Source organism: Streptomyces sp. NPDC057694, from assembly GCF_042799415.1.
Taxonomy (GTDB): domain Bacteria; phylum Actinomycetota; class Actinomycetes; order Streptomycetales; family Streptomycetaceae; genus Streptomyces.
Window position 1 is genome coordinate 1 of record NZ_JBHVIX010000045.1, and the last position, 24,682, is coordinate 24,682.

General features: G+C 72.1%; 26 protein-coding genes. 18 read left to right on the forward strand and 8 right to left on the reverse strand.

Features of this window, described 5'->3' with window-relative positions:
- Positions 1–684: oligopeptide/dipeptide ABC transporter ATP-binding protein (locus ACFVDP_RS42755; RefSeq protein ID WP_383503002.1), on the forward strand; the 684-nt coding region annotated here is incomplete at its 5' end.
- A gap of 327 nt (positions 685–1,011) precedes the next feature.
- On the opposite strand, the gene ACFVDP_RS42760 is transcribed toward ACFVDP_RS42755, so the two are convergent.
- Entirely contained in the window at positions 1,012–3,156 is a 2,145-nt protein-coding gene (locus tag ACFVDP_RS42760; RefSeq protein WP_383503005.1) for a prolyl oligopeptidase family serine peptidase, read from the reverse strand.
- A gap of 164 nt (positions 3,157–3,320) precedes the next feature.
- Between ACFVDP_RS42760 and ACFVDP_RS42765 the strand changes: the two genes are divergently transcribed.
- The 8 genes from ACFVDP_RS42765 (at position 3,321) to ACFVDP_RS42800 (ending at position 10,758) form a co-directional block, all read left to right on the forward strand.
- A complete protein-coding gene (locus ACFVDP_RS42765) occupies positions 3,321–3,515 on the forward strand; it encodes a hypothetical protein (RefSeq protein ID WP_356374219.1) in 195 nt (64 codons plus the stop codon).
- Positions 3,516–3,562: 47 nt separating this feature from the next.
- A complete protein-coding gene (gene mshB, locus ACFVDP_RS42770; RefSeq protein ID WP_383503008.1) occupies positions 3,563–4,468 on the forward strand; it encodes an N-acetyl-1-D-myo-inositol-2-amino-2-deoxy-alpha-D-glucopyranoside deacetylase in 906 nt (301 codons plus the stop codon).
- Entirely contained in the window at positions 4,465–4,923 is a 459-nt protein-coding gene (locus ACFVDP_RS42775) for a DUF6113 family protein (RefSeq protein WP_383503011.1), read from the forward strand. The genes mshB and ACFVDP_RS42775 overlap by 4 nt, the downstream gene beginning before the upstream one ends.
- Positions 4,924–5,110: 187 nt before the next feature.
- Entirely contained in the window at positions 5,111–7,240 is a 2,130-nt protein-coding gene (locus tag ACFVDP_RS42780; RefSeq protein ID WP_383503014.1) for a hypothetical protein, read from the forward strand.
- A gap of 95 nt (positions 7,241–7,335) precedes the next feature.
- Entirely contained in the window at positions 7,336–8,244 is a 909-nt protein-coding gene (locus ACFVDP_RS42785; RefSeq protein ID WP_383503017.1) for an ABC transporter ATP-binding protein, read from the forward strand.
- Complete coding sequence (locus tag ACFVDP_RS42790) at positions 8,241–8,981, forward strand: ABC transporter permease (RefSeq protein ID WP_383503020.1); 741 nt, start codon at positions 8,241–8,243, stop codon at positions 8,979–8,981. Before ACFVDP_RS42785 ends, ACFVDP_RS42790 begins: the two co-directional genes overlap by 4 nt.
- 92 nt (positions 8,982–9,073) lie before the next feature.
- The gene (locus ACFVDP_RS42795) at positions 9,074–10,147 is read left to right on the forward strand and encodes a sensor histidine kinase (protein WP_383503081.1); all 1,074 of its coding nucleotides are present in this window, start codon (positions 9,074–9,076) and stop codon (positions 10,145–10,147) included.
- Positions 10,144–10,758, forward strand: a complete 615-nt coding sequence (locus ACFVDP_RS42800) for a response regulator (protein WP_383503023.1) — start codon at positions 10,144–10,146, stop codon at positions 10,756–10,758. The genes ACFVDP_RS42795 and ACFVDP_RS42800 overlap by 4 nt, the downstream gene beginning before the upstream one ends.
- Before the next feature lie 109 nt (positions 10,759–10,867).
- Here ACFVDP_RS42800 and ACFVDP_RS42805 read toward each other — a convergent pair whose 3' ends face one another.
- Together ACFVDP_RS42805 and ACFVDP_RS42810 are read right to left on the reverse strand one after the other, a co-directional pair.
- Entirely contained in the window at positions 10,868–11,710 is an 843-nt protein-coding gene (locus ACFVDP_RS42805; RefSeq protein ID WP_383503026.1) for a transglutaminase-like domain-containing protein, read from the reverse strand.
- Positions 11,711–11,740: 30 nt separating this feature from the next.
- On the reverse strand, positions 11,741–12,778 hold the full coding sequence (locus ACFVDP_RS42810) for a GNAT family N-acetyltransferase (protein WP_383503029.1): 1,038 nt from the start codon (positions 12,776–12,778) through the stop codon (positions 11,741–11,743).
- Positions 12,779–12,919: 141 nt separating this feature from the next.
- Here ACFVDP_RS42810 and fdxA point away from each other — a divergent pair, with 141 nt between their 5' ends.
- Both fdxA and ACFVDP_RS42820 read left to right on the forward strand, forming a co-directional pair.
- Positions 12,920–13,240, forward strand: coding sequence for a ferredoxin (fdxA, locus tag ACFVDP_RS42815; protein ID WP_111666449.1), 321 nt, complete (start codon positions 12,920–12,922; stop codon positions 13,238–13,240).
- Between the two features lie 118 nt (positions 13,241–13,358).
- Positions 13,359–14,462 carry a bifunctional succinyldiaminopimelate transaminase/glutamate-prephenate aminotransferase gene (locus ACFVDP_RS42820; protein WP_383503032.1) on the forward strand — a complete coding sequence of 368 codons (1,104 nt, stop codon included), beginning with the start codon at positions 13,359–13,361 and terminating at the stop codon, positions 14,460–14,462.
- 87 nt (positions 14,463–14,549) lie between these two features.
- On the opposite strand, the gene ACFVDP_RS42825 is transcribed toward ACFVDP_RS42820, so the two are convergent.
- A complete protein-coding gene (locus ACFVDP_RS42825) occupies positions 14,550–14,993 on the reverse strand; it encodes an ATP-binding protein (protein ID WP_383503035.1) in 444 nt (147 codons plus the stop codon).
- Between the two features lie 315 nt (positions 14,994–15,308).
- Complete coding sequence (locus tag ACFVDP_RS42830; RefSeq protein WP_383503038.1) at positions 15,309–16,250, reverse strand: heavy metal transporter; 942 nt, start codon at positions 16,248–16,250, stop codon at positions 15,309–15,311.
- Between the two features lie 73 nt (positions 16,251–16,323).
- Between ACFVDP_RS42830 and dapE the strand changes: the two genes are divergently transcribed.
- Positions 16,324–17,409 (forward strand): succinyl-diaminopimelate desuccinylase, encoded by a 1,086-nt coding sequence (gene dapE, locus ACFVDP_RS42835; RefSeq protein WP_383503041.1) that lies wholly within the window; start codon positions 16,324–16,326, stop codon positions 17,407–17,409.
- A gap of 87 nt (positions 17,410–17,496) precedes the next feature.
- Positions 17,497–18,246, forward strand: a complete 750-nt coding sequence (locus ACFVDP_RS42840) for a TIGR00730 family Rossman fold protein (RefSeq protein WP_383503044.1) — start codon at positions 17,497–17,499, stop codon at positions 18,244–18,246.
- Between the two features lie 16 nt (positions 18,247–18,262).
- Here the strand turns inward: ACFVDP_RS42840 and folP are convergent, their stop codons facing one another.
- Entirely contained in the window at positions 18,263–19,123 is an 861-nt protein-coding gene (gene folP / locus ACFVDP_RS42845) for a dihydropteroate synthase (protein ID WP_383503047.1), read from the reverse strand.
- A gap of 145 nt (positions 19,124–19,268) precedes the next feature.
- Here folP and ACFVDP_RS42850 point away from each other — a divergent pair, with 145 nt between their 5' ends.
- Both ACFVDP_RS42850 and ACFVDP_RS42855 read left to right on the forward strand, forming a co-directional pair.
- Positions 19,269–19,664, forward strand: a complete 396-nt coding sequence (locus tag ACFVDP_RS42850) for a DivIVA domain-containing protein (protein WP_383503050.1) — start codon at positions 19,269–19,271, stop codon at positions 19,662–19,664.
- Positions 19,661–20,263 carry a DNA-3-methyladenine glycosylase I gene (locus ACFVDP_RS42855; protein ID WP_383503053.1) on the forward strand — a complete coding sequence of 201 codons (603 nt, stop codon included), beginning with the start codon at positions 19,661–19,663 and terminating at the stop codon, positions 20,261–20,263. The genes ACFVDP_RS42850 and ACFVDP_RS42855 overlap by 4 nt, the downstream gene beginning before the upstream one ends.
- Here ACFVDP_RS42855 and ACFVDP_RS42860 read toward each other — a convergent pair.
- Positions 20,260–21,063 (reverse strand): enoyl-CoA hydratase/isomerase family protein, encoded by an 804-nt coding sequence (locus ACFVDP_RS42860; RefSeq protein WP_383503055.1) that lies wholly within the window; start codon positions 21,061–21,063, stop codon positions 20,260–20,262. The genes ACFVDP_RS42855 and ACFVDP_RS42860 overlap by 4 nt on opposite strands.
- A gap of 320 nt (positions 21,064–21,383) precedes the next feature.
- Here ACFVDP_RS42860 and ACFVDP_RS42865 point away from each other — a divergent pair, with 320 nt between their 5' ends.
- Positions 21,384–21,551 (forward strand): DUF3117 domain-containing protein, encoded by a 168-nt coding sequence (locus tag ACFVDP_RS42865; RefSeq protein WP_003966491.1) that lies wholly within the window; start codon positions 21,384–21,386, stop codon positions 21,549–21,551.
- Positions 21,552–21,944: 393 nt separating this feature from the next.
- Here the strand turns inward: ACFVDP_RS42865 and ACFVDP_RS42870 are convergent, their stop codons facing one another.
- On the reverse strand, positions 21,945–22,643 hold the full coding sequence (locus ACFVDP_RS42870; protein ID WP_383503084.1) for an O-methyltransferase: 699 nt from the start codon (positions 22,641–22,643) through the stop codon (positions 21,945–21,947).
- Positions 22,644–22,821: 178 nt separating this feature from the next.
- Between ACFVDP_RS42870 and sigE the strand changes: the two genes are divergently transcribed.
- Both sigE and ACFVDP_RS42880 read left to right on the forward strand, forming a co-directional pair.
- A complete protein-coding gene (gene sigE / locus ACFVDP_RS42875; RefSeq protein WP_383503058.1) occupies positions 22,822–23,607 on the forward strand; it encodes an RNA polymerase sigma factor SigE in 786 nt (261 codons plus the stop codon).
- The gene (locus ACFVDP_RS42880) at positions 23,604–24,593 is read left to right on the forward strand and encodes an anti-sigma factor family protein (RefSeq protein WP_383503060.1); all 990 of its coding nucleotides are present in this window, start codon (positions 23,604–23,606) and stop codon (positions 24,591–24,593) included. The genes sigE and ACFVDP_RS42880 overlap by 4 nt, the downstream gene beginning before the upstream one ends.
- Positions 24,594–24,682 lie beyond the last annotated feature (89 nt).

The window sequence follows — 24,682 nt, forward strand, 5'->3', positions numbered from 1 at the left end:
GGCGACATCATCGGGGAGCCGTACGAGATCCATCCCGAGGTCGCCCCCAAGGGCGATCGGCGCCGCAAGGTCCAGGACCTGCTCGACGTCGTCGGACTCAACCCGGAGTACATCAACCGCTACCCGCACCAGTTCTCCGGCGGCCAGCGCCAGCGCATCGGCATCGCGCGCGGTCTCGCGCTGCGGCCCGAGATCATCGTGGCCGACGAGCCGGTCTCCGCGCTCGACGTGTCCGTGCAGGCCCAGGTGATCAACCTGCTCGACCGCCTCCAGAACGAGTTCAACCTGTCCTACGTCTTCATCGCCCACGACCTGTCCATCGTGCGGCACATCTCCGACCGGGTCGGCGTCATGTACCTGGGCCGCGTCGTGGAGATCGGCTCCGACACCCAGATCTACGACCACCCGACGCACCCCTACACCCAGGCGCTGCTCTCCGCGGTCCCCGTTCCCGACCCGCGGGCGCGCGAGCACCGGGAGCGGATCCTGCTCTCGGGCGACGTCCCCTCACCGGCCAACCCGCCGTCGGGCTGCCGCTTCCGCACCCGCTGCTGGAAGGCGCAGGAACGGTGCGCGGTGGAGGAGCCGGTGCTCGCGGTGCCGGAGGCGTTCAGCACCGTCGACACCCCGGCGAAGCACCCGTCGGCCTGCCACTTCGCGGAGGAGAAGCAGGTCGTGCCGTAGGCGCGGGGGACCCTTCCCGCCTTTACACACAGGCAACTTGACGGACCCGGTCCCGATATACGGACGGAGCATGGTGTTCCACGTACGGCCGTGCGGGTGCCGTAAACCGGGGTCGGAGCGCGCCATGTCGCTTCCGGCCCCGGTTGCCGTCCAGGGACTGTCTCCCAGATCCCTCCTGCCCCGCGACGCCTGGCACGCGCTCTCGCCGCACCGGGCACAAGGCCAAGTACGTCCAGTACGAGGCCGTGCGCCCGGCGCACCGAGAGCACGCACCAGACGCCGCAGGGCCCGCCCTTCGGGCGGACGGAGGGATCTGGGAGACAGGCCCTACGCGAGCTTCAGCGACCGCTTCAGGAAGTCGACCTGGAGCAGCAGAAGGTTCTCGGCGACCTGCTCCTGCGGCGTCATGTGCGTGACGCCCGACAGCGGCAGCACCTCGTGCGGCCGCCCGGCGGCGAGCAGCGCGGAGCTGAGCCGCAGCGCGTGCGCCACCACCACGTTGTCGTCCGCGAGCCCGTGCACGATCAGCATCGGCCGGTGCCCTTCGGCCGCCTCGGCCAGCCCGTCGTCCGTCACCAGGGAACTCTTCGCGTACGTGTCCGGGCTCGTCGCCGGATCACCGAGGTAGCGCTCCGTGTAGTGGGTGTCGTACAGCCGCCAGTCCGTCACCGGTGCCCCCGCGATCCCCGCGTGGAAGACGTCGGGGCGGCGCAGCACGGCCAGCGCCGACAGATAGCCGCCGTAGCTCCAGCCGCGCATCGCCACCCTGGACAGATCCAGCGGGAACCGCTCGGCCAGCGCGTGCAGCGCCGTCACCTGATCGTCGAGCGTCAGCGTGAAGTCGCCGCGCACCGCCTTCTCCCGGCCCGGCGAGACCCCCGGCGTGCCCCGGCCGTCCGCGACGATCACGGCGAAGCCCTGGTCGGCGAACCACTGGGAGGTCAGATACGGGTTGTGGGCCGCCAGGACGCGCTGCCCGTGCGGGCCGCCGTACGGGTCCATCAGGACCGGCAGCGGCCCGTCCCCGTCCGCGTACGAGGAGGGGAGCAGGACGGCGCACGGGATGCCGTCCGCCTCGGTCAGGGTCACCCGCGGGGTGAGGACCGGGGCTTGCGCGTGGGAGGCGATGTCGGCGGCGTGCTTCCCGGCGCGCTCCACGCGCACCTGTGCGCCGGGGGAACCGAGGGTTGCCGAGACGAGGACGGTGACGTCGCCCGAGCGGACCGCCGAGTGGACGCCGCTCTCGCCGCTCACCCGCTGCACGCCCAGCTCGTTGACCCGGTAGACGTGCACCTCGCCGGTCTCCGGCGCCTCCGCGTCCGCGCCCGCCGACGCCGAGACCAGCACGTCGCTGTCGCCGACGTCCAGGACCGCGCGGACGTGCAACTGCGGCCCGGTCAGCGGGCGTTCGCCCACGGCCAGGACCCGTGCGCCGCCCTCGTCGGCGATCCGCACCAGCTGACCGCTCGGCGACCAGCACGGCACGCCCGGCAGCAGCTCCAGCCACTGGTCGTCCTCGTCGGCGTGCACCATCCGGGTCGAGCCGTCCTCGACGTCCACCGCGAGGTACAGCGCGCTGAGCTGGTCGCGGGCCTGCACCAGGAGCAGCGGCGCGCCGTTCGCCGACCAGTGGACGCGGGCCAGGTACGGGTAGGCGCTCCGGTCCCAGTTGATCTCGGTGCGGGTGCCGTCGAGCGCGTACGAGAAGAGCCGCACCTCGGCGTTGGGGGTGCCGGCCGACGGATAGGCGACGCGGGCCGGTTCGCGGTCGGGGTGCGCCGGGTCGGCGATCCACCAGCGGTGCACGGCCGCGTCGTCGGCGCGGGCCACCAGGAGCCGGTCCGAGTCGGGGGACCACCAGTGGCCCCGGTAGCGGGACATCTCCTCGGCCGCGATGAACTCCGCGAGCCCGTACGTGACCGTGTCCGACTCCGGGGCCGCGAGCGCCCGGTCGTCCTCGCCCTCCGCGCCGACGACGCGCAGGGCGCCCTTGGTGACGTAGGCGATGTGCCGGCCGTCGGGGGAGGGGCGGGGGTCGATCACCGGGCCCGGCACGGGCAGTTCACGGGCGGTGCCGGCCCGCAGCTCGGCGGCGAAGAGACGGCCGGACAGGGCGAACGCCGCCAGCTCCACCGCCGCGTCCGTCGCGTACCCGACGATGCCGGCGCCGCCCTCGCGGCTGCGCTCGCGCCGGGCCCGCTCCGCTGCCGACAGCCTCTCCGAGGCCCCGCCGAGCAGGGCCGCGGGCTCCGCCGCCGGCCGCTCCCGACCGCTCGCCACGTCCAGCACCCACAGCGCGTTCGCCCGGTCGGTACCGGAAGGGGAGCGCAGGAAGACGACGCGCTCCCCGTCGGGCGCCACCGTGAACGCGCGTGGTGCGCCCAGCGTGAAGCGCTGCGTGCGCGCGTGCTGACGAGGAAAGGAGGGAGGAGTGGACGACTCGGCGGTGAGCGTCTCGTTCTCGGTGGTCATCCCCGAAGCGTAGGGCGCGAGTGGACCATGCGCCCCCTTGTGCTCCCGGTGCCCCCTGGCAGCGACTCATGCGTAACGACGGATAGTTATGATTCGTAGCGTTCCGTGGGTAGACAACTCTCGGAAGTCCGTCGGCGACCGGATCACTTTGGAGGAGGACCGCTGTGGCACTCTCGATCTCGGCCGTGGTGCTGTTCGCGATCATCGTCTTCATCCTGATCAAGAAGTCTGGGCTGAAGGCCGGTCACGCGATCGTCTGTGTGCTCCTCGGCTTCTACCTGGCGAGCTCGTCGGTTGCACCCACGATCAAGGAGCTGACCACGAACGTGGCGGACATGGTCGGCGGCATCAAGTTCTAGCGGCGTCACGTTCCGGGCGCGCCGCCCGGGGGTTTTAGGCTGGGGGCATGACCGAACTGCCCGCCCGGCGTCTGCTCCTCGTGCACGCGCACCCCGACGACGAGTCGATCAACAACGGCGCCACGATGGCCAGGTACGCCGCCGACGGCGCGCACGTCACGCTCGTGACCTGCACCCTCGGCGAAGAGGGCGAGGTCATTCCGGACGAACTAGCCCATCTCGCCCCGGACCGGGAGAACCTTCTCGGACCGCACCGTATCGGTGAGTTGGCCGCCGCCATGAAGGAACTGGGCGTCACCGACCACCGCTTCCTCGGCGGCCCGGGCCGCTTCCACGACTCCGGAATGATGGGCGCCGAGCAGAACGCGCGGCCGGGGTCCTTCTGGTCCGCCGACCTCGACGAGGCCGCCGCCCAGCTCGTCGCCGTCGTCCGCGAGGTCCGCCCCCAGGTCCTCGTCACGTACGACCCCGACGGCGGCTATGGCCACCCCGACCACATCCAGGCGCACCGCGTCGCCATGCGCGCCGCCGACCTCGCCGCCGAGCCCGCCTTCCGGCGCGACCTCGGAGAGCCCCACACGATCGCCAAGATCTACTGGAACCGGGTGCCCCGCACGGTCGTCGAAGAGAAGTTCCGGCGCCTCGACCCCGCGCCGTTCGCCGCCGTCGCGGTCGTCGGTGACGTACCGGGCGTCGTCGACGACGAGCGGATCACCGCCGAGATCGACGGACGCCCGTACCTCGACCGCAAGGCCGCGGCGATGCGCGCCCACGCCACCCAGGTGGAGGTCGCGGCCGGGGACGCGGTGTTCGCGCTGTCCAACGGGCTCGCGCAGCCGCTGTTCGACGTCGAGTACTACGAGTTGGTGCGGGGCGAGCCCGGATCGGCCCACGAGAAGGACCTGTTCGAGGGCGCCGGGAGCCCCGAGACCTCCGAGGGAGCGCGACGATGACGAGCAAGGACAAGGCCCAGGCCCGGACACAGAGCGGGGTGCAGGGCCGGGCGCAGGGCGGCAGCGCCCTCGCCCAGCCGATCGACCTCGGCCTCGGCCGGGCCGCCGTGCTCCTGTGCCTCTTCGTGCTCGGCGCGCTGGTCGGCGGCGCGGGCGCGCTGGCCCAAGGCGGCTGGTTCCCGGGCGGGTTGCTGCTCGCGCTGCTCGGTGCGGCCGGCGCCTTCCACGGCGGGGCCCGGCTCACCGGCGGCAGAGCCGGGGCCGTCGCGCCCGCGGCGGGCTGGCTCGTCGCCGTCATGCTGCTCACCACGAGCCGTCCCGAGGGTGACTTCGTCTTCGGCGCGGGACTGGGCTCCTACCTCTTCCTCCTCGGAGGGATGGCGGTGGCTGTGATCTGCGCCACCATCGGACTGCCGGGGCAACCACCCGCGTCCGGCGCCCGACTTGGGAAGTGAAGTGACTTTTCGACGGACGGCCGACGGACACCCGACGGACGTCCTGACGGATATCGCCACCGGCCCCACAGGGGATTCACCAACCGTCACACGATGACTTCCCGCGGCGGCCAGTATGGTGGTGCGCGCCGCCGAACAGCCCGCGCGAGGTCGAGACGGGCGGCGGAGCCAACCGGGAGAACCTGCCTTGAGTCGTGAAACTGACAGTTCGTCCTCCGGGCCCCAGGGGCGCGGCGCAGCCGCCTACCCCTCCGGGACGCCCCCGTACGGCACGTCCGCGCAGGGCGCGGAGTCCGGGGACACCGAGCCGACACCGCCGGGCGACCAGGACGGCCCCAAGACCGAGACGACCCTGACGACCCGGATCCGGATCAACATCCCGGGCTCCCGGCCGATCCCGCCGGTCGTGATGCGTACGCCGATGAGCGACGTCGACGGTGGTGCCGGTGGTGCCGGAGGCACTGCTGGTGCCGAGGGTCCCGCCGGGGTCCAGGGTGCCGAGCCGGGCCGCGGTCCCGCCGCCCCGCAGACGCCCCAGGCGCCGGCCGCCGACGCCCGGCCCGCCGCGTCCGCAGGCTTCCCGGGCGACGCCCCGCAGCCTGGCGGGCCCGCCGAGCCCGAGGAGAAGACCAGCGACTGGTTCGCGCCGCGCAAGGCCGCTGCCCCGCAGCGCCCCGGCGGTGCGGGTGCTCCGGCCCCCGGTGCGGGCACCCCGCAGCGCGGTACGTCCGCCGGCACCTCCGGCGGCTTCGACGTGTCCGGCGCGGTCGCGGCCGGTCCGCTCGGCGGCGGCGCCCCGCAAGGAGCCACGGGCGGGCCCTCGGGCCGGCCGGGCCCGGGCGCCCAGGACCGCGGCGACCTGCCGTACTTCTCCGGGAACGCGAACGGGAACCCGAACGGGAACCCGAACGGGAACCCGAACGCCGCTGGGAACGGGAACGCGCCGGGCGGCGCCCCGCGCCGCGGCCCCGCCGGTCCTTCTGGTCCCACCGGCGGTCCCTCTGGCCCCGCCGGCCCCTCCGGTCCCACCGGCGGTCCCGTCACCGGTGACGGCCCGATGCTGACGCCGCCGGGCATGCCGAACCCGCCGGTCGGTCCCGGCGCCGGTGCCCCGACGCCGCCCCGGATGAGCGACGACACCGCGATCCTGACGCCGCAGGTTCCCGCCCCCGAGCCCCCCGGGGCCGGTGGCAACGTCTCCGGCGACACGCTCACCAGCGGCATCCCGGTCGTCCCGCAGCCCGGCCAGGGCGCGGGCCCCGGCTCCCCGTTCGCGCCGCAGGGCCCGGGCGGCGGGCCGGTGACGCACACCCCGCCGAAGCTGCCGGACCCGGTGCAGAGCGCCCCGGCCCCGGCCGCGAAGAAAAAGAAGAAGGGCCGCAGCAAGCTGGTCCTGCTCGGCGCGGGCGTCGTCGGCGTGGCCGGTGTCGCGTACGGCGCGGGCCTGCTGATGAACCACTCCGACGTCCCCAAGGGCACCACCGTCCTCGGCGTCGACATCGGCGGCGGCACCCGCGACGAGGCGGCCGCCAAGCTGGAGAGCACGCTCGGCAAGCGCACCGGCGACCCCCTGAAGCTGGAGGTCGACGGCAAGACCGTCGAGCTGAAGCCGGACCAGTCGGGCCTCTCGCTGGACAGCGCGGCCACCGTCTCGGCCGCCGCGGGCAGCGACTACAACCCGGTCTCGGTGATCGGCTCGCTCTTCGGCAACCAGCGGGTCGTGCAGCCGGTCATGCCCGTCGACGAGGAGAAGCTGCACGCGGCCCTCCAGGACGCGGCGGGCGGCGCCGCCGCCTCCGGCGACGGCACGATCAAGTTCGTCCCCGGCAAGGCCGTCGCGGTCTACGGCAAGACCGGCAAGGGCATCGACGTCGACCAGTCGGCCGGCGCGGTCACCGAGGCGTACCGCGCCCACGTCGAGACCGGCAAGGACGCGCCGGTACAGGTGGCGACCTCGACGCAGCAGCCGACGGTGCAGAACGCCGAGGTCGACCGGAAGATGAAGCAGTTCGCCGAGCCGGCGATGTCGGCCAACGTCACGATCACGGCGGGCGGCAAGCAGATCGACTTCGGCCCCGCGATCTCGCTGCCGAAGGTGCTCGGCATGAAGGCGGTCGACGGCAAGCTCGTCGAGACGTACAACCTGCCGGCGCTCAAGAAGCTCTACGGCAACACCTTCGACGGCGTCCTCATCACCCGCGGCACCGGCAAGAAGACGCCGGTCCAGCCGACGGACGTCGCGCAGGCCATGGGCAAGGCGCTCCTGGGCAAGACCAAGGCCGAGCGCACCGTGGACATCCCCACGAACGCCGGCTAGCAGTCCTCCTCACGCGTCCCGCATGACAGATGTAATGCGGGACGCGCGACAGGAAGCACTGCCGTACCGGGCCGCCGAGCGGCGACGATGGCGTCATGAACACAGACGCAGCGGTCACCTTCACCGGGGTGACGAAGACGTACGGCACGGTGAAGGCCGTCGACGGGCTCAGCCTCGAGCTGCACCCCGGCGAGACCGTCGCCCTGCTCGGCCCGAACGGCGCGGGCAAGTCCACCACCCTCGACCTGCTCCTCGGCCTGCGTCCCGCCGACACCGGCGACGTGCGGGTCTTCGGTCTCGCCCCGCGCGACGCGATCGTGCGCGGCCGGGTCGGCGCCATGCTGCAGAGCGGCGGCCTGATGGACGAGGTGACCGTGCGCGAGCTGGTGCAGCTCGCGGTGGCCCTGCACCCCAAGCCGCACAAGACCGACGACGTCCTGAGCCGGGCCGGCATCGCCCAGATCGCCGACCGCAGGGTCAACAAGCTCTCGGGCGGCCAGGAGCAGCGCGTCCGCTTCGCCCTCGCCACCGCGGGCGACAGCGATCTGATCGTCCTCGACGAACCGACGACCGGCATGGACGTGTCGGCCCGCCAGGCGTTCTGGGCGACCATGCGCGAACAGGCCGACCAGGGCCGCACCGTCCTCTTCGCCACGCACTACCTGGAGGAGGCGGACGCGATCGCCGACCGCGTCCTCGTGCTGCACCGCGGGCGGCTGCTCGCCGACGGCACCGCCGCCGAGATCAAGGCGAAGGCGGGCGCCCGCAAGGTCTCCTTCGACCTGGACGGCACGATCGACGAGACAGCCATGCGCGCCCTGCCGTTCCTGACCGCCGTCGACGTGTCCGGCCAGACGGTCCGCATCCAGTCCACCGACGCCGACGCGACCGTGCACGCGCTGTACGGGCTCGGCGTCTACCCCCGCAATCTCGAAGTCGCCGGCCTCGGCCTCGAACAGGCCTTCGTCGCCATCACCGAGGCCGAGGAGGCCAAGTCGCGATGAACAGTCTGATCAAACTGGAGCTCGTGCGCGCCCTGCGCAACAGGAAGTTCCTCTTCTTCTCCGTCATCTACCCCTCGGTGCTGTTCCTGCTCATCGCGGGCCAGTCCGACGGCAAGGACATCGTCGACGGCACGGGGCTGGCCCTGCCCGCGTTCATGATGGTCTCCATGGCGTCCTTCGGCGCGCTCACCGCGGTCCTGATGGGCAACAGCGAGCGCATCGCCAAGGAGCGCGAGAGCGGCTGGGTACGGCAGTTGAGGCTCACGACGCTGCCGGGCCGCGGCTATGTGCTCGCCAAGACCGCGAGCGCCGCCGTCGTCTCGCTCCCGTCCATCGTGATCGTCTTCGTCGTGGCCGCGGTCTTCAAGGACGTACGGTTCGACGCCTGGCAGTGGCTCGCGCTGACCGGCGCGATCTGGGCGGGCAGCCTCTGCTTCGCCGCGCTCGGGGTGGCCATCGGCTACATCGCGAGCGGTGACGCCGTCCGCCCGATCACGATGATCACCTACTTCGGCCTGTCGATCCTCGGCGGCCTGTGGATGCCCACCACGACCTTCCCGCAGTGGCTCCAGGACATCGCCAAGTGGCTTCCCACGCACGCCTACGCCGCCCTCGGCCAGGCCATCGAGCTGGGCAACGCCCCGCACGCCAAGGACGTCACGCTGATCGTCGTCTACTTCCTGCTCTTCGCGGGCGGCGCGGCGTACCTGTACCGGAAGGACACGTTGAAGGCGTGAGTATCGAGCCGGAGGCCACGGGCCGGGTCCCGAGGGTCGGTCAGCCGCCGGAGAACCGCCGGGAGTTCTTCGTGAAGCTCCTGTGGATCGCCATGTGGCTGGCCTTCCTCGGCAGCCCGGTCGCGGATCTCGCCCAGGGCCACCACAGTGCGGTGGCCACCGCTCTCGGGAGCCTGGGCCTGACGGTGTTCGTGGTCGCGTACATCGGCCTCGTGATGCGGCAGACGGGCCGCCCGCTCGGCCGGTCCGCGGCCTACGCCTGCCTGATCGCGCTGCCCGTCTTCGCGGTCGTCCTCTCGCTCACCCTCGGGTCCGAGTGGCTCGTCCTGTTCGTCTACGTGTCCGTGGCCTTCGGCGCGGTCCTGCCGCTGCGCAGGTCCCGGCTTGCGATCGTCGCGTCGACGGCCGTCATGGTCGGCGTCGGCCTGCTGCACGGCACCGAACCGCAGTACTGGCTCGTGGTCCCGGCCCTGCTCGGCGGCTTCTCCATGATCGGCGTACGGGAACTGGTGCGCACCACACGCGAGTTGCGGGAGGCTCGGGCCCAGGTCGCCCAGCTCGCCGCCAACGAGGAGCGGTTGCGGCTCGCCCGCGATCTGCACGACCTCCTCGGGCACTCGCTCTCCCTGATCACGCTGAAGAGCGAACTCGCGGGCCGGATGCTCCCCGACCACCCCGACAAGGCGGCCGACCAGGTCGCCGACATCGAGAAGGTCAGCCGCCAGGCCATGGTCGACGTCCGCGAGGCCGTCACGGGCTACCGGCGGCCCCGCCTGACCGCCGAACTCGCCGGCGCCCAGGTCGCCCTGACGGCGGCCGGCATCGAGGTGACGGTGCCGGCCGAGGCCCCGGACCTGACCGAGGCCCGGGAGGCGGCGCTCGCCTGGACACTGCGCGAGGCCGTCACCAACGTCGTACGGCACAGTGGCGCGCGCCGCTGCGCCGTCGACGTCACCCGCCGCGAGACCCTGGACGGCCCCGTCGTCGAACTGACCGTCGAGGACGACGGCACGGGCCCCGCGGGCAGGCCCGCCGGGAACGGCCTGACCGGCCTCGCCGAACGCCTCGCCGCGGTCGGCGGCTCCCTGGACACCGGTGCGGCAGCCGGGCGCGGGTTCCGCCTGGTCGCCCGGGTCCCGGCGGGCTCCGTAGGATCCGCGGCATGACCACCCGGATCAAGGTGCTGCTCGCCGAGGACCAGTCGATGGTCCGCGAGGCCCTCGCGGCGCTGCTCGGCCTGGAGCCCGACATCGACGTCGTCGCCCAGGTGGCGCGCGGCGACGAGGTGCTCGCGGCGGCCCGCGCCCACGCGGTGGACGTGGCGCTGCTCGACATCGAGATGCCGGGCTGTACGGGCATCGAGGCCGCCGCCCTGCTCGCGCGCGAGCTGCCCGGGGTGAAGGTGGTCGTCCTGACCACGTTCGGCCGCCCCGGCTATCTGCGCAGCGCCATGGAGGCGGGCGCGCACGCGTTCCTGGTCAAGGACGCCCCCGCCGCCCGGCTCGCGGACGCCGTCCGCAAGGTCCTCGCCGGTGAACGCGTCATCGACCCCACGCTCGCCGCTGCGGCCCTGGCCGAGGGCGCGAACCCCCTGACGGACCGCGAACGCGAGGTGCTCCGCGCGGCGGCGGACGGCCGCACCAACGCCGAACTGGCCCGCTCCCTGAACCTCTCCCAGGGCACGGTCCGCAACTACCTGTCGGTGGCCATCCAAAAACTGGCGGTCCGCAACAAGGCGGAGGCGGTAAGGGCGGCAGAGGAGAAGGGCTGGCTGTGAAACGGCCCCGCCTGCGGAGCGCCCCGTAAGGGGCGCGGGGAACTGCGCGAGCAACCCACCACAACCGGCACCCGGCGACGAACAGCACCGGGCAGACGGGTATCCGACATCAATTGAGCAGCGCCCGAGCAGCCCTGGCCTGCCCCAACACCCGCTCGGCAGCCCCGGCATCCACAGCTCCCACCACCTCGGCGTAAGCCTCCATCTCGGCGGCCCCCACCACGAACTCCCCGCGCTGCACCAGCAACTGAGCCCGCTCATAACGCAACCGCGCCGGATGCGACGGCAGCAGCAACGAAAACTCCACGGCCCAGAGCGACACATCCGACCGCTCGGGCCGCGTCGCCGCCCACGCCCGCACGTTGTTCAGGATCCGCAGCACGACCTCCAGCGGATCGGCGGCCCGCAGCATCGAGGCGTCCAGCGGCGCCCCCGTCGCCCCGGCCACCAGCAACTCCGCGTCGGAGCCGCTGAGCACCCGCCCCCCGTCGAACGGATCGGCCAGCACCTGCTGCTCCGGAGGCCCGAACCCGACGACGAAGTGCCCCGGCAGCGCCACCCCGTACACCGGCGCCCCGGCCCGCCGCGCCACTTCCATCCACACCACGGACAGCAGGATCGGCAGCCCGCGCCGCCGCCGTACGACCTCGTGCAGCAGCGACGACTCAAGGCGCTGGTAGTCGCCCGGCAAGCCGTGGAACCCGAGCTGCGCGCCGAGCAGTTCGGCCAGCGCCGTCGCCCAGGCGCGCGGCCCGCCCGGCCGGAACGGCAGCCGCCCGGCCAGCTCGTCCAGCTCGATCTCCACGGCGTCCATGCCCGCCTCGTCGAGCGAGCCGTCCGCCTCCGCGGCGAGCAGCAGACACAACTGGGCGAGGTCGGGCCGCTCGGCCCTGGCCTCCTCGGCGAACCGGCGCCGCAGTTCGGTGGAACGGGGGGACAAGTGCGGGGACATACGTGCCTCGTGCCCTTTCAGGCCGATCGATTAGCGGGCGCGGCGCTGGACAGAACCGCCGATGCCGTCCTGCTGCTCCGGTGCACGGTAGTAGTGGTAGGTGTGATGCGTGGCGAAACCCATGCGGTCGTACAGGGCGCGCGCCCCCTCGTTGTCCGCCTCCACCTGGAGCCAGGCCGCCGACGCGCCCTCGTCCAGGGCCCGTCGCGCGAGCGCCGTCATGACCTTCGTCGCGAGGCCGCGGCGCCGCTGCGCAGGGTCGACCTCCACGGCGCCGAACCCGGCCCACCGCCCGTCGACGACGCACCGCCCGATCGCGGCGGGCACCTCGCCCTCGCCCGGCACGGTCGCGAACCACACCGAAGGGCCGGCGCCCAGCACCTTCAGGGCGACCTCGCTCGCTCCCTTGCGCTGGTAGCGCGCGAGCCACTCGGGCGACGGCCGGCGCTCCAGCACCACCTCGGGCCCGGGGTCCGGCTGGTCCCCGACGGGTGCGAGCGCGGCGATCCGCACCTCCGTCGGGGACTCGTCCGTCCAGCCGCGGGCGGTCAGTTCGGCGCAGAGCAGTTCCTGCGTCCCCGCAGCGCCGGTCGCCGCCTGCGCGTACACGGGCAGGCCACGGGCCGCGTACCACTGATGGACGTGGCCCAGCGCCTCGTCGAGCGGAACGCCCGGGTCGCCCACGGGCAGCACGGAGTTGGCCCGTTTGGTGTAGCCCTCGGCGGCCCGCAGCCGCCATTCGCCCAAGTGTTCGCTCTCCAGCGGCTGCCAGGCCCGCGCGCAGATGTGCGACAGCTCGGCGAAGGTCGCGGCGGGGCCCCGGCGCCGGGCCGGCTCGGCGGGCACCACCTTCCCGGCGACCAGCGAGGACTCCTCGATCGTGACCCGTTCGCCGCCTCTTCGTGTGATGAGCAGCACACCGCTGTTCCACGATGTGAGAACACCGACGGTGTCGGTGAATTTCCGACCCGCGGGCCCGTCCTCGCTCACCCGTCGCACAGACACGCGTTTTCCCACGTCATCGCCCGAGATGCGGACTTCGAGCCGTCCGCCAGCAGTGAATTCCACAGCTAGGCCCACCCCTCCTGTTCGGATCATGGCCGGGAACGGAGATACTAGGTGGCGGGCATCGACGACGCCGCGCTCCCGCGCGCCAGGCGGCGGAGCCTGCGGAGGCCCGCCAGCGCCCTATCGAGGAGGAACGACAGCGTGACCTACGTCATCGCGCAGCCTTGTGTCGACGTCAAGGACAAGGCGTGCATCGAGGAGTGCCCGGTCGACTGCATCTACGAGGGCTCCCGGTCCTTGTACATCCACCCGGACGAATGCGTCGACTGTGGTGCCTGTGAGCCGGTCTGTCCGGTCGAGGCCATCTTCTACGAGGACGACACTCCGGAGGAGTGGAAGGACTACTACAAGGCGAACGTCGAGTTCTTCGACGAGCTCGGTTCGCCCGGTGGTGCCTCGAAGATGGGCCTGATCGAGAAGGACCACCCCTTCATCGCCGCCCTGCCGCCGCAGAACCAGTAACCCTGGATCAGCGGTACGCACAGGCGCTGCCCCGGTCCCGTACGGCTTCCACTGCCGTACGGGACCGCGGCATTTGTCCACCAAGCCCGAGAGAAGCCCGAGAGAAGTGAGCTGACAGGTGTCCGCAGTCCCGGCCCCCATCGACCGCATTCCGACCTTCCCCTGGGACAAGCTGGAGCCGTACAAGAAGACGGCCGCGGCGCACCCGGGCGGCATCGTCGACCTGTCCGTCGGCACGCCCGTCGACCCGGTGCCCGAGCTGGTCCAGAAGGCCCTGATCGACGCCGCGGACTCGCCCGGCTACCCCACGGTCTGGGGCACCCCCGAGCTGCGCGACGCCCTGGTCTCCTGGTGCGAGCGGCGCCTCGGCGCCCGCGGCCTCACGCACCACAACGTGCTGCCGGTCGTCGGCTCCAAGGAACTGGTGGCCTGGCTCCCGACGCAGCTCGGTCTCGGCCCCGGCGACAAGGTCGCCTACCCGCGCCTGGCCTACCCGACGTACGAGGTGGGCGCCCGCCTCGCCCGCGCGGAGTACGTGGCCTACGACGACCCGACCGAGCTGGACCCCGAGGGCATCAGGCTCCTGTGGCTCAACTCCCCGTCGAACCCGACGGGCCGGGTGCTCTCCAAGGACGAGCTGACCCGGATCGTGGCCTGGGCCCGCGAGCACGGCATCCTGATCTTCTCCGACGAGTGCTACATCGAGCTGGGCTGGGAGGCGGACCCGGTCTCGATCCTGGACCCGGCAGTCAACGGCGGCTCGTACGGCGGCCTCGTCACCGTCCACTCGCTGTCCAAGCGCTCGAACCTGGCCGGGTACCGGGCGGCGTTCCTGGCCGGTGACGCCGCGGTCCTCGACCCGCTGCTCCAGATCCGCAAGCACGGCGGCATGATGACCTCCGCCCCGACGCAGGCGGCCGTCGTCGCGGCGCTCGGCGACGAGGGCCACGTGCGCGAGCAGCGCGCCCGCTACGCGGCCCGCCGCGAGCTGCTGCGCGAGGCGCTCCTGAAGCACGGCTTCCGCATCGAGCACAGCGAGGCCAGCCTGTACCTGTGGGCGACCCGTGGGGAGTCCTGCTGGGACACCGTCGCCCATCTCGCCGAGCTCGGCATCCTGGTCGCGCCGGGCGACTTCTACGGCGAGGCGGGGGCGTCGTTCGTCCGTGTCGCCCTGACGGCGTCCGACGAGCGGATCCGGGCTGCCGTGGACCGGCTCTCCTGACACGACGCTCCGCGCCCTGAGACGACGAAGGGGCGCCCCGGACACGGTCGAGGTGTCCGGGGCGCCCCTTCGTCAACTGCGCGGGACTCAGCCGAGCGGCAGGCTCTGGACCGGGAGGGACTCGGTCGGCAGGCCGCCCTGGGTCAGCGAGTCGGTGGGCAGGCCGCCCTTGGTGGCGGTGCCGGCGGTGTCGCCGACCACGTCACCGGTGCTGCCGGCCAGGTCGCCCGCGGCCTTCTGCGCCGCCGGGGTGGCCGTCTTGGCACCCTTGCCGACCGTCTTGCCGGCGGCCGGAACGGCCTTCTTCACGGCCTTGCTCCCGGTGTCACCGGCCATGCCGGTGGCGTTCTGGGTCGCTCCGTCGACGGTGTTACCCAGGTTCGCGCCGTCCAGCGCGGTCACACCACCGAGGTCGGGCGTGGCCGGCAGCTCGGCAGCGCTCGCGGAGCCGGCCGCACCGACCACGGGTGCCGCTCCCGCCGCAAGGAGCAGCGCGGCCTGGGCGATCCGACGGGTCAGGGGGAGGGACATGATGCTCCTTAGACGGGAGAGAACGTTTGGTGCCCGGTCACCGTGCGGCGCCTGCTTGCCGTGCGGCGGTCGGACGCCGTGACAACAGCCCGACGCCCCGGGAAGGTTGCGGGTCGGCAACGTAAAGGGTTGGCAATGCGTCGCATTATCGGCTGCGGATAAAAACGGGCAAACGCCGCCGCCCGCGCGGCCCCGAAAACCGCTGGAAGCCCCTTGTCCCAAGGGCATCGAGGCCCGTGCCGAGGTCCGCTCGCGAGCGCGCCGGGGAGGTTCGCCGGACAAGATCCGCATACCCCTGTCGGGTGACGGTTCGCACTACTGCCCAGTGGCGATGCGGACCTCGTCGACCTCGATCGCGGTGGCCTTCTTGGGTGTTGCGGCTGCTTTGAGGACCTTGGGTGCCTTGCGCCACTCCTGCCCGGATTCCCCGGCGGTCCACTCCCGGCCCGCATAGGAGACGCGTTCGATGTGCAACGCGGACGAGTTGGCCACCGCCCACTGCGCCAGCTCCCAGCCGCGCTGCCGCTCCCCGCCCTCGGCAACGTCCACGGCGGCGGGCACCGGGACCCGTAACGCGCGCCTGCCGTCGGGCAGGGGCGCCACGTCCCGCCCGAAGTCCCGTACGAGCGCCGTCCGCACGCCCGCCGGACCGCCGGCCCGCGCGGCCTCGACGCCGCTCGGCCGGCCCTCGCACGTGAGCGAGGCGGCGGCCCGCCCGGTCAGCGAGGCGGCGAGCAGCGTCGCGTCCGGCTCGTGCTTCGCGTACGCCTGCGGATAGCCGCTGCGCTGCACGCGCTGGGCGGCCACGGTCAGCGGCAGCCGCGAGTAGCCGGGGACCTTCTCCAGGCGCGCGTAGAACCGCTCCGCCGCGTGCACCGGGTCCATGATCTGCCCCTCGGTGCCCCAGCCCTCGGAGGGGCGCTGCTGGAACAGGCCGAGCGAGTCCCGGTCGCCGTAGCGGATGTTGCGCAGCCCCGACTCCTGGAGCGCGGTCGCCAGCGCGATCGTGACGGCCCGCTCGGGCATCCCGTGGGAGGTGCCCACGGCGGAGATCGTCGCCGCGTTCACCGCCTGCTCGGCCGTGAACACATAGGACACCCCGCCCCCATGGGCGGGCGTCACCGTGCACCGCGGCGCGGTACGGCCGCCGGTGGCGTACTGCACGGCCACGTAGCCGGCCACGGCGAGCAGCGCGACGGCGGACGCGCCGATCCTCAGGAGTCGGCCGCGCCGTACGGCGGTGGGGGGCCCGGGCACGCGAACAAGGTACTGGAGTCCACGGACAGGACGGGCCGAGTCGGCCCGCGGCCACCCGTTTAGGATCGGCGCCATGGACCGCACCGCGCTTGACCTCACCCAGGACGCCGCCCGCCTCACCGCCCAGCTGGTCGACTTCGCCTCGCCCAGCGGCAGCGAGAAAGGGCTCGCGGACGCCGTCGAGGAGGCCCTGCGCGCCCTGCCCCACCTCACCGTCGACCGGTACGGCAACAACGTCGTCGCGCGGACGAACCTGGGCCGCGCCGAGCGGATCATCCTGGCCGGCCACCTCGACACGGTCCCGATCGCGGACAACGTCCCCTCGCGTCTCGACGAGGACGGCGTCACCCTGTGGGGCTGCGGCACCAGCGACATGAAGTCGGGCGTCGCGGTCCAGCTCCGGATCGCGCAGACCGTCGCCGAGCCCAACCGCGACCTCACCTTCGTCTTCTACGACAACGAAGAGGTCGCCGCACACCTCAACGGCTTGGGGCATGTGGCCGAGGCCCACCCCGACTGGCTGGAGGGCGATTTCGCCATCCTCCTGGAGGGCACCGAGGGCCTGGTCGAGGGCGGCTGCCAGGGCACGCTGCGGGTCATCCTCAAGGTGTCGGGCGAGCGGGCGCACTCCGCGCGCGCGTGGATGGGAAAGAACGCCATCCACGCCGCGTCCCCGATCCTGGAGCGCCTCGCCGCCTACGAGCCGCGCAAGCCGGTCGTCGACGGCCTGGAGTTCCACGAGGGCCTGAACGCCGTCGCCATCGAGGGCGGAGTCGCCAAGAACGTCATCCCCGACGCCTGTTCCGTCACGGTCAACTTCCGCTACGCCCCGGACCGTTCCCTGGAGGAGGCCGAGGGGTTCGTCCGCGACTTCTTCGCCAGCTGCCCCATCGACGAGTTCATCGTCGACGACCACACCGGTGGCGCCCGGCCCGGCCTGACCCACCCCGCGGCGGCCGCCTTCCTGGCCGCCGTCGGCGGCCAGGCGCGCCCCAAGTTCGGCTGGACCGACGTCTCCCGCTTCAGCGCCCTCGGCGTCCCGGCGGTCAACTACGGACCGGGAAACCCGATCTACGCCCACAAGATCGACGAGCGCGTGGACACCCGGCTCATCCTCGAGGCCGAGAAGGTCCTTGCCTCCTGGCTCACCGCTTCCTGATACGCCGAGGTCCCTCGCATGTAACCCGCGTAGACCTACCCTTGCTCTACGTAAGTGCGCGATGACTGCGCAGGAAGGGAGCGGACAATGAGCAACCCTGAGGGCACGCGACGTCCCAAGGAGCAGCGGACGGGACCGGTGGTCCGCCGCCGTGACCAGGTGCAGCCCGGGACGAGCGACCAGCGTCTGCTCGACACGGAGGGCCCGTCGGGCTGGGTGCACACCGACCCCTGGCGGGTGCTGCGCATCCAGTCCGAGTTCATCGAGGGCTTCGGCACGCTCGCCGAACTGCCGCCCGCGATCAGTGTGTTCGGCTCGGCCCGCACACCGGAGGACTCGCCGGAGTACGCGGCGGGCGTCGAGATCGGCAAGGCCCTGGTGGAGGCCGGCTTCGCGGTGATCACCGGCGGTGGCCCGGGCGCCATGCAGGCCGCGAACCAGGGCGCCGTGGAGGCCAAGGGCATTTCCGTCGGCCTCGGCATCGAGCTGCCCTTCGAGCAAGGGCTCAACCAGTACGTCGACCTCGGCCTGAACTTCCGCTACTTCTTTGTGCGGAAAACGATGTTCGTGAAGTATGCCCAGGGATTCGTCGTTCTGCCCGGCGGCCTCGGCACCCTGGACGAGCTGTTCGAAGCGCTCACCCTCGTACAGACCACCAAGGTGACGCGCTTCCCGATCGTCCTGTTCGGCACGCAGTACTGGAGCGGACTCGTCGACTGGCTGAAGAACACGGTCATCGCGCAGGGCAAGGCCAGCGAGGCCGACCTGCTGCTGTTCCACGTCACGGACGACGTGGACGAGGCCATCACGCTGGTCACCAAGGAGACCGGCAAGTAGGCCGCTCCGGGCGCTGTTACGCCAGTCCCCGGCGGGCGACCGCCGGGGGCCGGTGACCCGCGATGGACGCCACCATGTCGAGCACCTGCCGCGTCTCCGCGACCTCGTGCACCCGGTAGACCTGCGCGCCCAGCCACGCCGACACCGCGGTCGTCGCCAGCGTCCCGATGACACGCTCCTTGACGGGCTTGTCGAGCGTCTCGCCCACGAAGTCCTTGTTGGACAGCGACACCAGCACCGGCCAGCCCGTCTCCACCATCTCCGGCAGCCGCCGCGTCGCCTCCAGCGAGTGGCGGGTGTTCTTCCCGAAGTCGTGGCCCGGGTCGATCAGCACGGACTCGCGCGCCACCCCGAGGGACACCGCCCGCTCCGCGTAGGACACCGTCACGTCCAGGATGTCCGCCATCACGTCGTCGTACGTGGCCCGGTGCGGCCGCGTACGGGGCTCCGCGCCGCCCGCGTGCGTGCACACGATGCCCACCCCGTAGCGCCCCGCGACCTCCGCGAGCTTCGGATCGACGCCGCCCCACGCGTCGTTGAGCAGATCCGCGCCCGCCTCGCACACGGCCTCGCCGACCTCGTGCCGCCAGGTGTCGACGCTGATGATCACGTCAGGGAAGCGCCGCCGGACCTCCGCGACGAAACCGACGGTGCGGCGCGCCTCCTCCGCGGCGTCGACCTCGTCGCCGGGGCCCGCCTTCACCCCGCCGATGTCGACGATCAGGGCGCCCTCGGCGACGGCCTGCTCGACCCGCGCGAGCGCCGGCTCGTCCCGGAACGTGGCGCCCTGGTCGTAGAACGAGTCAGGGGTCCGGTTCACGATCGCCATGATCACCGGTTCGTGCGCGGCGAACTCGTGCCGGCCCAGCCTGAGCATCCCTGTGACTCTCCTCTGGATCCCACTGCAATCACGTACCAACGGTCGCCTGCGACCTTAACCGTCAGTGCGGCATGGCACGATCGGACCCTGACGGTTACGGGTCGTGTGAAGACCGATCCGGTCGAGCCAGGGGACGGCACAGATGGTCATGTTCTTGTTTCTGGTCGCCGCGCTCGTCGTGGTGGTCGCGGCGGTCACGCTCGCGATCATCGGCGGGGGAGACGGCGGCACACTGCGCGACGAACCGTCCCAGTTCTACGCGGACCCGCTGCCGCACGACCGCCCCGTCGGCCCGGCCGACGTGGACGCGCTGCGGCTGCCGACCGCCGTGCGCGGCTACCGCATGGCGGAGGTCGACGACGCGCTGAACCGGCTGGGCGCGGAGCTCGCCGAGCGGGACGCCCGGATCACGGAGCTGGAGTCGGCGCTCACCACGGCCCACGCGCGGACCCGGCAGCAGCCCGTCGACCGCCGCCCCGACACCGGCTTCGCACCGCCCGGCGGCTACCTGGACGAGCCGGGGGAGGGCCTGCGATGAGCGAGGAGCCGACCGGCGCCGCGATCCCCGGACCCGACGGGAAGCCGCGCTGCCCCTGGGGCCTGTCGACCGAGGACTACGTCGCGTACCACGACACGGAGTGGGGCCGCCCGGTCCACGGCGACGACGCGCTCTTCGAGCGGGTCAGCCTGGAGGCCTTCCAGTCCGGTCTGTCCTGGATCACGATCCTGCGCCGCCGCGAGACCTTCCGCACCGCCTTCGCCCACTTCAAGATCGCGGACGTCGCCGCCTTCACGGACGCCGACCGCGAGCGCCTGCTGGCCGACCCCGGCATCATCCGCAACAGAGCGAAGGTCGACGCCACGCTCTCGAACGCGCGGGTGCTCGCCGACTGGCCCGACGGCGAACTCGACCGGCTCATCTGGTCGTACGCACCGGACGCCGCCGGCCGCCCGGCCCCGCGCACCCTGTCCGACGTACCGGCGATCACGGACGAGTCCAAGGCCCTGTCCAAGGAACTGAAGAAGCGGGGCCTGCGCTTCGTCGGCCCCACCACGGCCTACGCGCTGATGCAGGCGTGCGGGCTGGTCAACGACCACCTGGCCGACTGCACGGCCCGCACGGCCGCAGGGAGCTAGCGGCCCAGGTACTTGGGCTTCTCCTTGGCGATGAAGGCCTGCACCGCGATGGCGTGGTCCTCGGAGACCCCGGCCCGCGCCTGCAGCTCGTCCTCCTTGTCGAGGGCCTCGTCCAGGGAGTGGTCGGCGGCGAAGGCGACCGACTCCTTGAGCGCGGCGTAGGCGACGGTCGGCCCCGAGGCGAGCAGCAGCGCGAGCTTGTGGGCGGTCTCCGCCAGCTCGGCGGCGGGCACGATCTTGTTGACGGCGCCGATCTCGAAGGCCTCCTGCGCCGTGATGGTGCGCGGGAACAGCAGCAGATCGGTGGCCCGGCCCGGGCCGATCAGCCGCGGCAGCGTCCACGACACACCCGAGTCGGCGGTGAGCGCGACACCCGCGAACGAGGTGTTGAACGAGGCGGTGTCCGCCGCGATCCGGTAGTCCGCGCAGAGCGCGAACCCGAATCCGGCACCGGCCGCCACGCCGTTCACCGCCGCCACGACCGGCTTCCGCATCCCGGTCAGCGCCCGCACGATCGGGTTGTAGTGCTCGCGCACCGTGTTCATGGTGCGGCCCTGACCGTCCTCGCGGTCGGCCATCAGCGACCCGATGTGCTCCTTCAGGTCCTGCCCCACACAGAACGCCCGGTCGCCGGCCGCCGTGAGCAGCACCGCCCGCACGTTCCGGTCGTCGGCGGCGGCCTGCACCGCGTCGCGGAGGGCGACCTTGGCCTCGGTGTTCATCGCGTTCATCGCCTCGGGGCGGTTCAGCGTGATCGTCGCGAGCCCGTCGCTCACCTCGTAGAGCACGGCGTCGGCCATGGGAGCCTCCTATGCGTTTGCTTAGTCGTCCGTGGACAGCATGACGGAGATCACGGCCCGCGGAACGCCCCGCGCATGTGACCTGCGTCAAACGATTGCGTCACGGAAGAGGCGCAAGAGCGGCGTAGTATCGCAGCCACATCCCCGAATTGAGTGGTTTTGCTCAAGCGCGTTGCGCAAGCGATGCCTGCCGATGTTGGTCATCGGGTCCTGCGATGCGGGATAATGGCCTAGAAGCAATGTGTTCGATGCCGGTGAGGAGTGCCCGTTCAGGGGGCCGTCGGCGCTGATGTGAGCTGGTTTCAGGAAGGGGAACGAGCATGGCGGCCATGAAGCCGCGAACGGGTGACGGCCCGCTCGAGGTGACCAAGGAGGGGCGGGGCATCGTCATGCGCGTTCCGCTCGAAGGCGGCGGTCGGCTCGTGGTCGAGCTGACGCCGGACGAGGCAGACGCCCTCGGCGACGCCCTGAAGAAGGTCGTCGGCTGACGCGGAAGCGACCATACCTTTTCGACCGCCCTGGCACACATCCGGTGCCGGGGCGGTCGTGTTTTAGCAGGTGAGAGGGCCTGTAACCCCTCATCGAACCCGCCCGGCGCCCCCACCGAAAGCCCACAAAAGACGGCGAGAAAGCACCCCACAAGGGGCGCGAGGAACGACGCGAGAACCCCCACGGGCGGTCACCCGACCGACAACCCAGGGGCGCGGGGAACGGCGCGAGAAGCCCCACCGGCGGGTCACCCGACCGACGACCCAGGGGCGCGGGGAACTGCGCGAGAACCCCCACCGGCCGTCAGCCGACGGACATACCCAGGGGCGCGGGGAACTGCGCGACCAGCCACCACGGACGGTCAGCCGCGGGACAAGCGGGCCGGCCCCCACCTACCGCTTGACGGCGCAGAGCAACCCGTCCCCGACCGGCAACAGCGACGGCACCAGCTCGGGCGACTCCCGAACGGCCCGCAAAAGCTCCCGCAACCGCACGACCTCCACCGGCTGCGGCCCCGAGTCCACGGTCCGCCCATCGGCGAAGACCCCCTCGAAACAGACCAGCCCACCCGGCCGCAGCAGCCGCAACGATTCGGCGAGATACTCCAGCGACTCCATCCGGTCCCCGTCGCAGAAGACGAGGTCGTACCCGGCGTCAGCGAGCCGCGGCAGCACATCGAGCGCCCGCCCCGGAATGAACCGGGCCCGATTCGCGGCGAAGCCCGCCGCACGGAACGCCTGCCGCGCGAACTGCTGCCGCTCCGGCTCCGGATCCACCGTGGTCAGCACGCCGTCGACCCGCATGCCGTGCAGCAGATGGATTCCGGACACGCCGGTGCCCGTACCGATCTCGGCGACGGCTTTGGCCCCGACCGTGGCAGCGAGCATCCCCAGGGCCGCGCCCGCGCCGGGTGACACCGAGCGCAGCCCCGCGTCCCGGGCCCGGTCACGGGCCCAGCGCAGTGCGTCGTCCTCGGCGACAAAGGCGTCGGCGAACGCCCAACTCGTCTGCCGGTTGCCGGTAATGGCCCTCTCCTGTCCCCGTGGTTGCCTGCGCGTGACTTTATCCGTTGGTGGCGGGAACTCGCAGATGGGACCGGCCGTTTAGGAGAGCAGGAGGAAAGAGCAGGAAGAAGCGGGGGAGAGCGGGATGGCGACAGCGACAGAACCGGCGGTGAAGGCAGTGGCCCGACCGACGGTGAAGGTGGCCGAGAGCCGACCGGCAAATCTGAGTAAAAACGCTTATCCGGAGCTAACGGGCGAGGTGGCTATGGTAGGGGCTCCACTGGACACCACCAGAGCCGACAGGGGAGGTGCGGCTGCGCCTGTGGATCGGGGAGGAGTGCTCCGGCGTCTTCTCAGGTCGTCGGGTGAGCCGAAATCTGTGACCAACACCGCTGACCGATTCCGCACCACTGACTCCGCGCAGCAGACCGCGACCTTTGCCGCTGACGCGGAATCCCAGGCGTGGACTCCGCCCACATGGGAGGAGATCGTCAGCACGCACAGCGGCCGGGTGTACCGGCTCGCCTACCGCCTGACCGGCAATCAGCACGACGCCGAAGATCTCACCCAGGAGGTCTTCGTCCGCGTCTTCCGCTCGCTGTCGACGTACACGCCGGGCACCTTCGAGGGCTGGCTGCACCGCATCACGACGAACCTGTTCCTGGACATGGTCCGTCGCAAGCAGCGCATCCGCTTCGACTCCCTGGGCGACGACGCCGCCGAGCGTCTGCCCAGCCGCGAGCCGTCCCCGCAGCAGGTCTTCAACGACGCGCACTTCGACGCCGACGTCCAGCAGGCCCTGGACACCCTGGCGCCCGAGTTCCGCGCCGCCGTCGTCCTGTGCGACATCGAGGGGCTGTCGTACGAGGAGATCGCCGCGACCCTGGGCGTGAAGCTGGGCACGGTCCGCAGCCGGATCCACCGTGGCCGCTCGCAGCTGCGCAAGGCCCTGCAGCACCGCTCGCCGGAGGCCCGCAAGGAGCGCCGCACGCTCGCGACGGCGACGACGGGAGCGATCCCTGTCCTAGGAACAGGGGGCGCGACAGCGTGAGTGGATCACGTCTCAATCCTGCCGACCGCCAGCTCACCGCAGCAGACCAGCACCTCGGGGACCGGCTGGCCGCGTTCGTCGACGGCGAGCTGGACCACGACGCCCGTGAGCGCGTCCTCTCCCACCTGGCGACCTGTGCCCGGTGCAAGGCCGAGGCCGACGCGCAGCGCCGCGTCAAAAGCGTCTTCGCCGAGGCGGCCCCGCCGCCGCCCAGTGACAGTTTCCTCGCCCGCCTGCAAGGCCTGCCCGCCGGTGGCGACCCGGATGACGACGGGACACCGTTCGGCGGCGGCGGCTTCGGCACGGGCCGAGCCTTCGGCAACGTCCGAGGCCTGGGGAACGGCGTGTTCGACGTCGACTCCGAGCCCTTCGGCTACGCCCCGTCCGGTGCGCACGCCGCCGTGCTCCCCGCTCAGCACGGCTTCCGCATCCATGAGGTGGGCCGCGACCGGCACGACAGCGACCGCGCCTCGCGTGGCCGCCGGTTCGCGTTCGCCGCGGCCGGGGCGGTCTCGCTCGCCGCGATCGCGCTGGGCGGCGTCACTTCAGGCGCCCCCGCGGACACCTCCGACGCCCGTGGCACGGGCGGGGGCGGCAACAGCAATGTGACGCCCCTGCGCAGCCAGGCGGCCGGTGCCGCCTCCACGTCCGAGGCCCAGCGCCGCAGGTCGCTCTCCCCGCTGCTCGGCCAGAGCGGTGGCGCCCTGGCGGTACCCGTCTCCTCGACCGAGTCGGGCGCTCCCCTGCTGCCGGGGGGTGGCCACGCGGACAGCGCCAGCTATCCGTTCTCCACCCCGATGCTCTCCGCGGCAGCCCGCATGACCCCCCTCATACGTCCCGCCGCCATCGTCCCCGTGGTCTCCCTCGCTCTGAACCCGCACACATCGTCCGAGGTGACCGGCCTCGGCACCGCGACGGAGCCCCCTCTCGCCGCGGCCCCGACGGCCGTGCCGACGGTCTCCTCCCGCCCGTCGTCCGTCCGCTGAGCCTGGCTGACGTCCCTTCGCCGGACCCGCCGAACCTGGTTGAATCCAGGTGAGGCCGCGTCTCGGGTACTGACCCCGTGGTGCGCGGG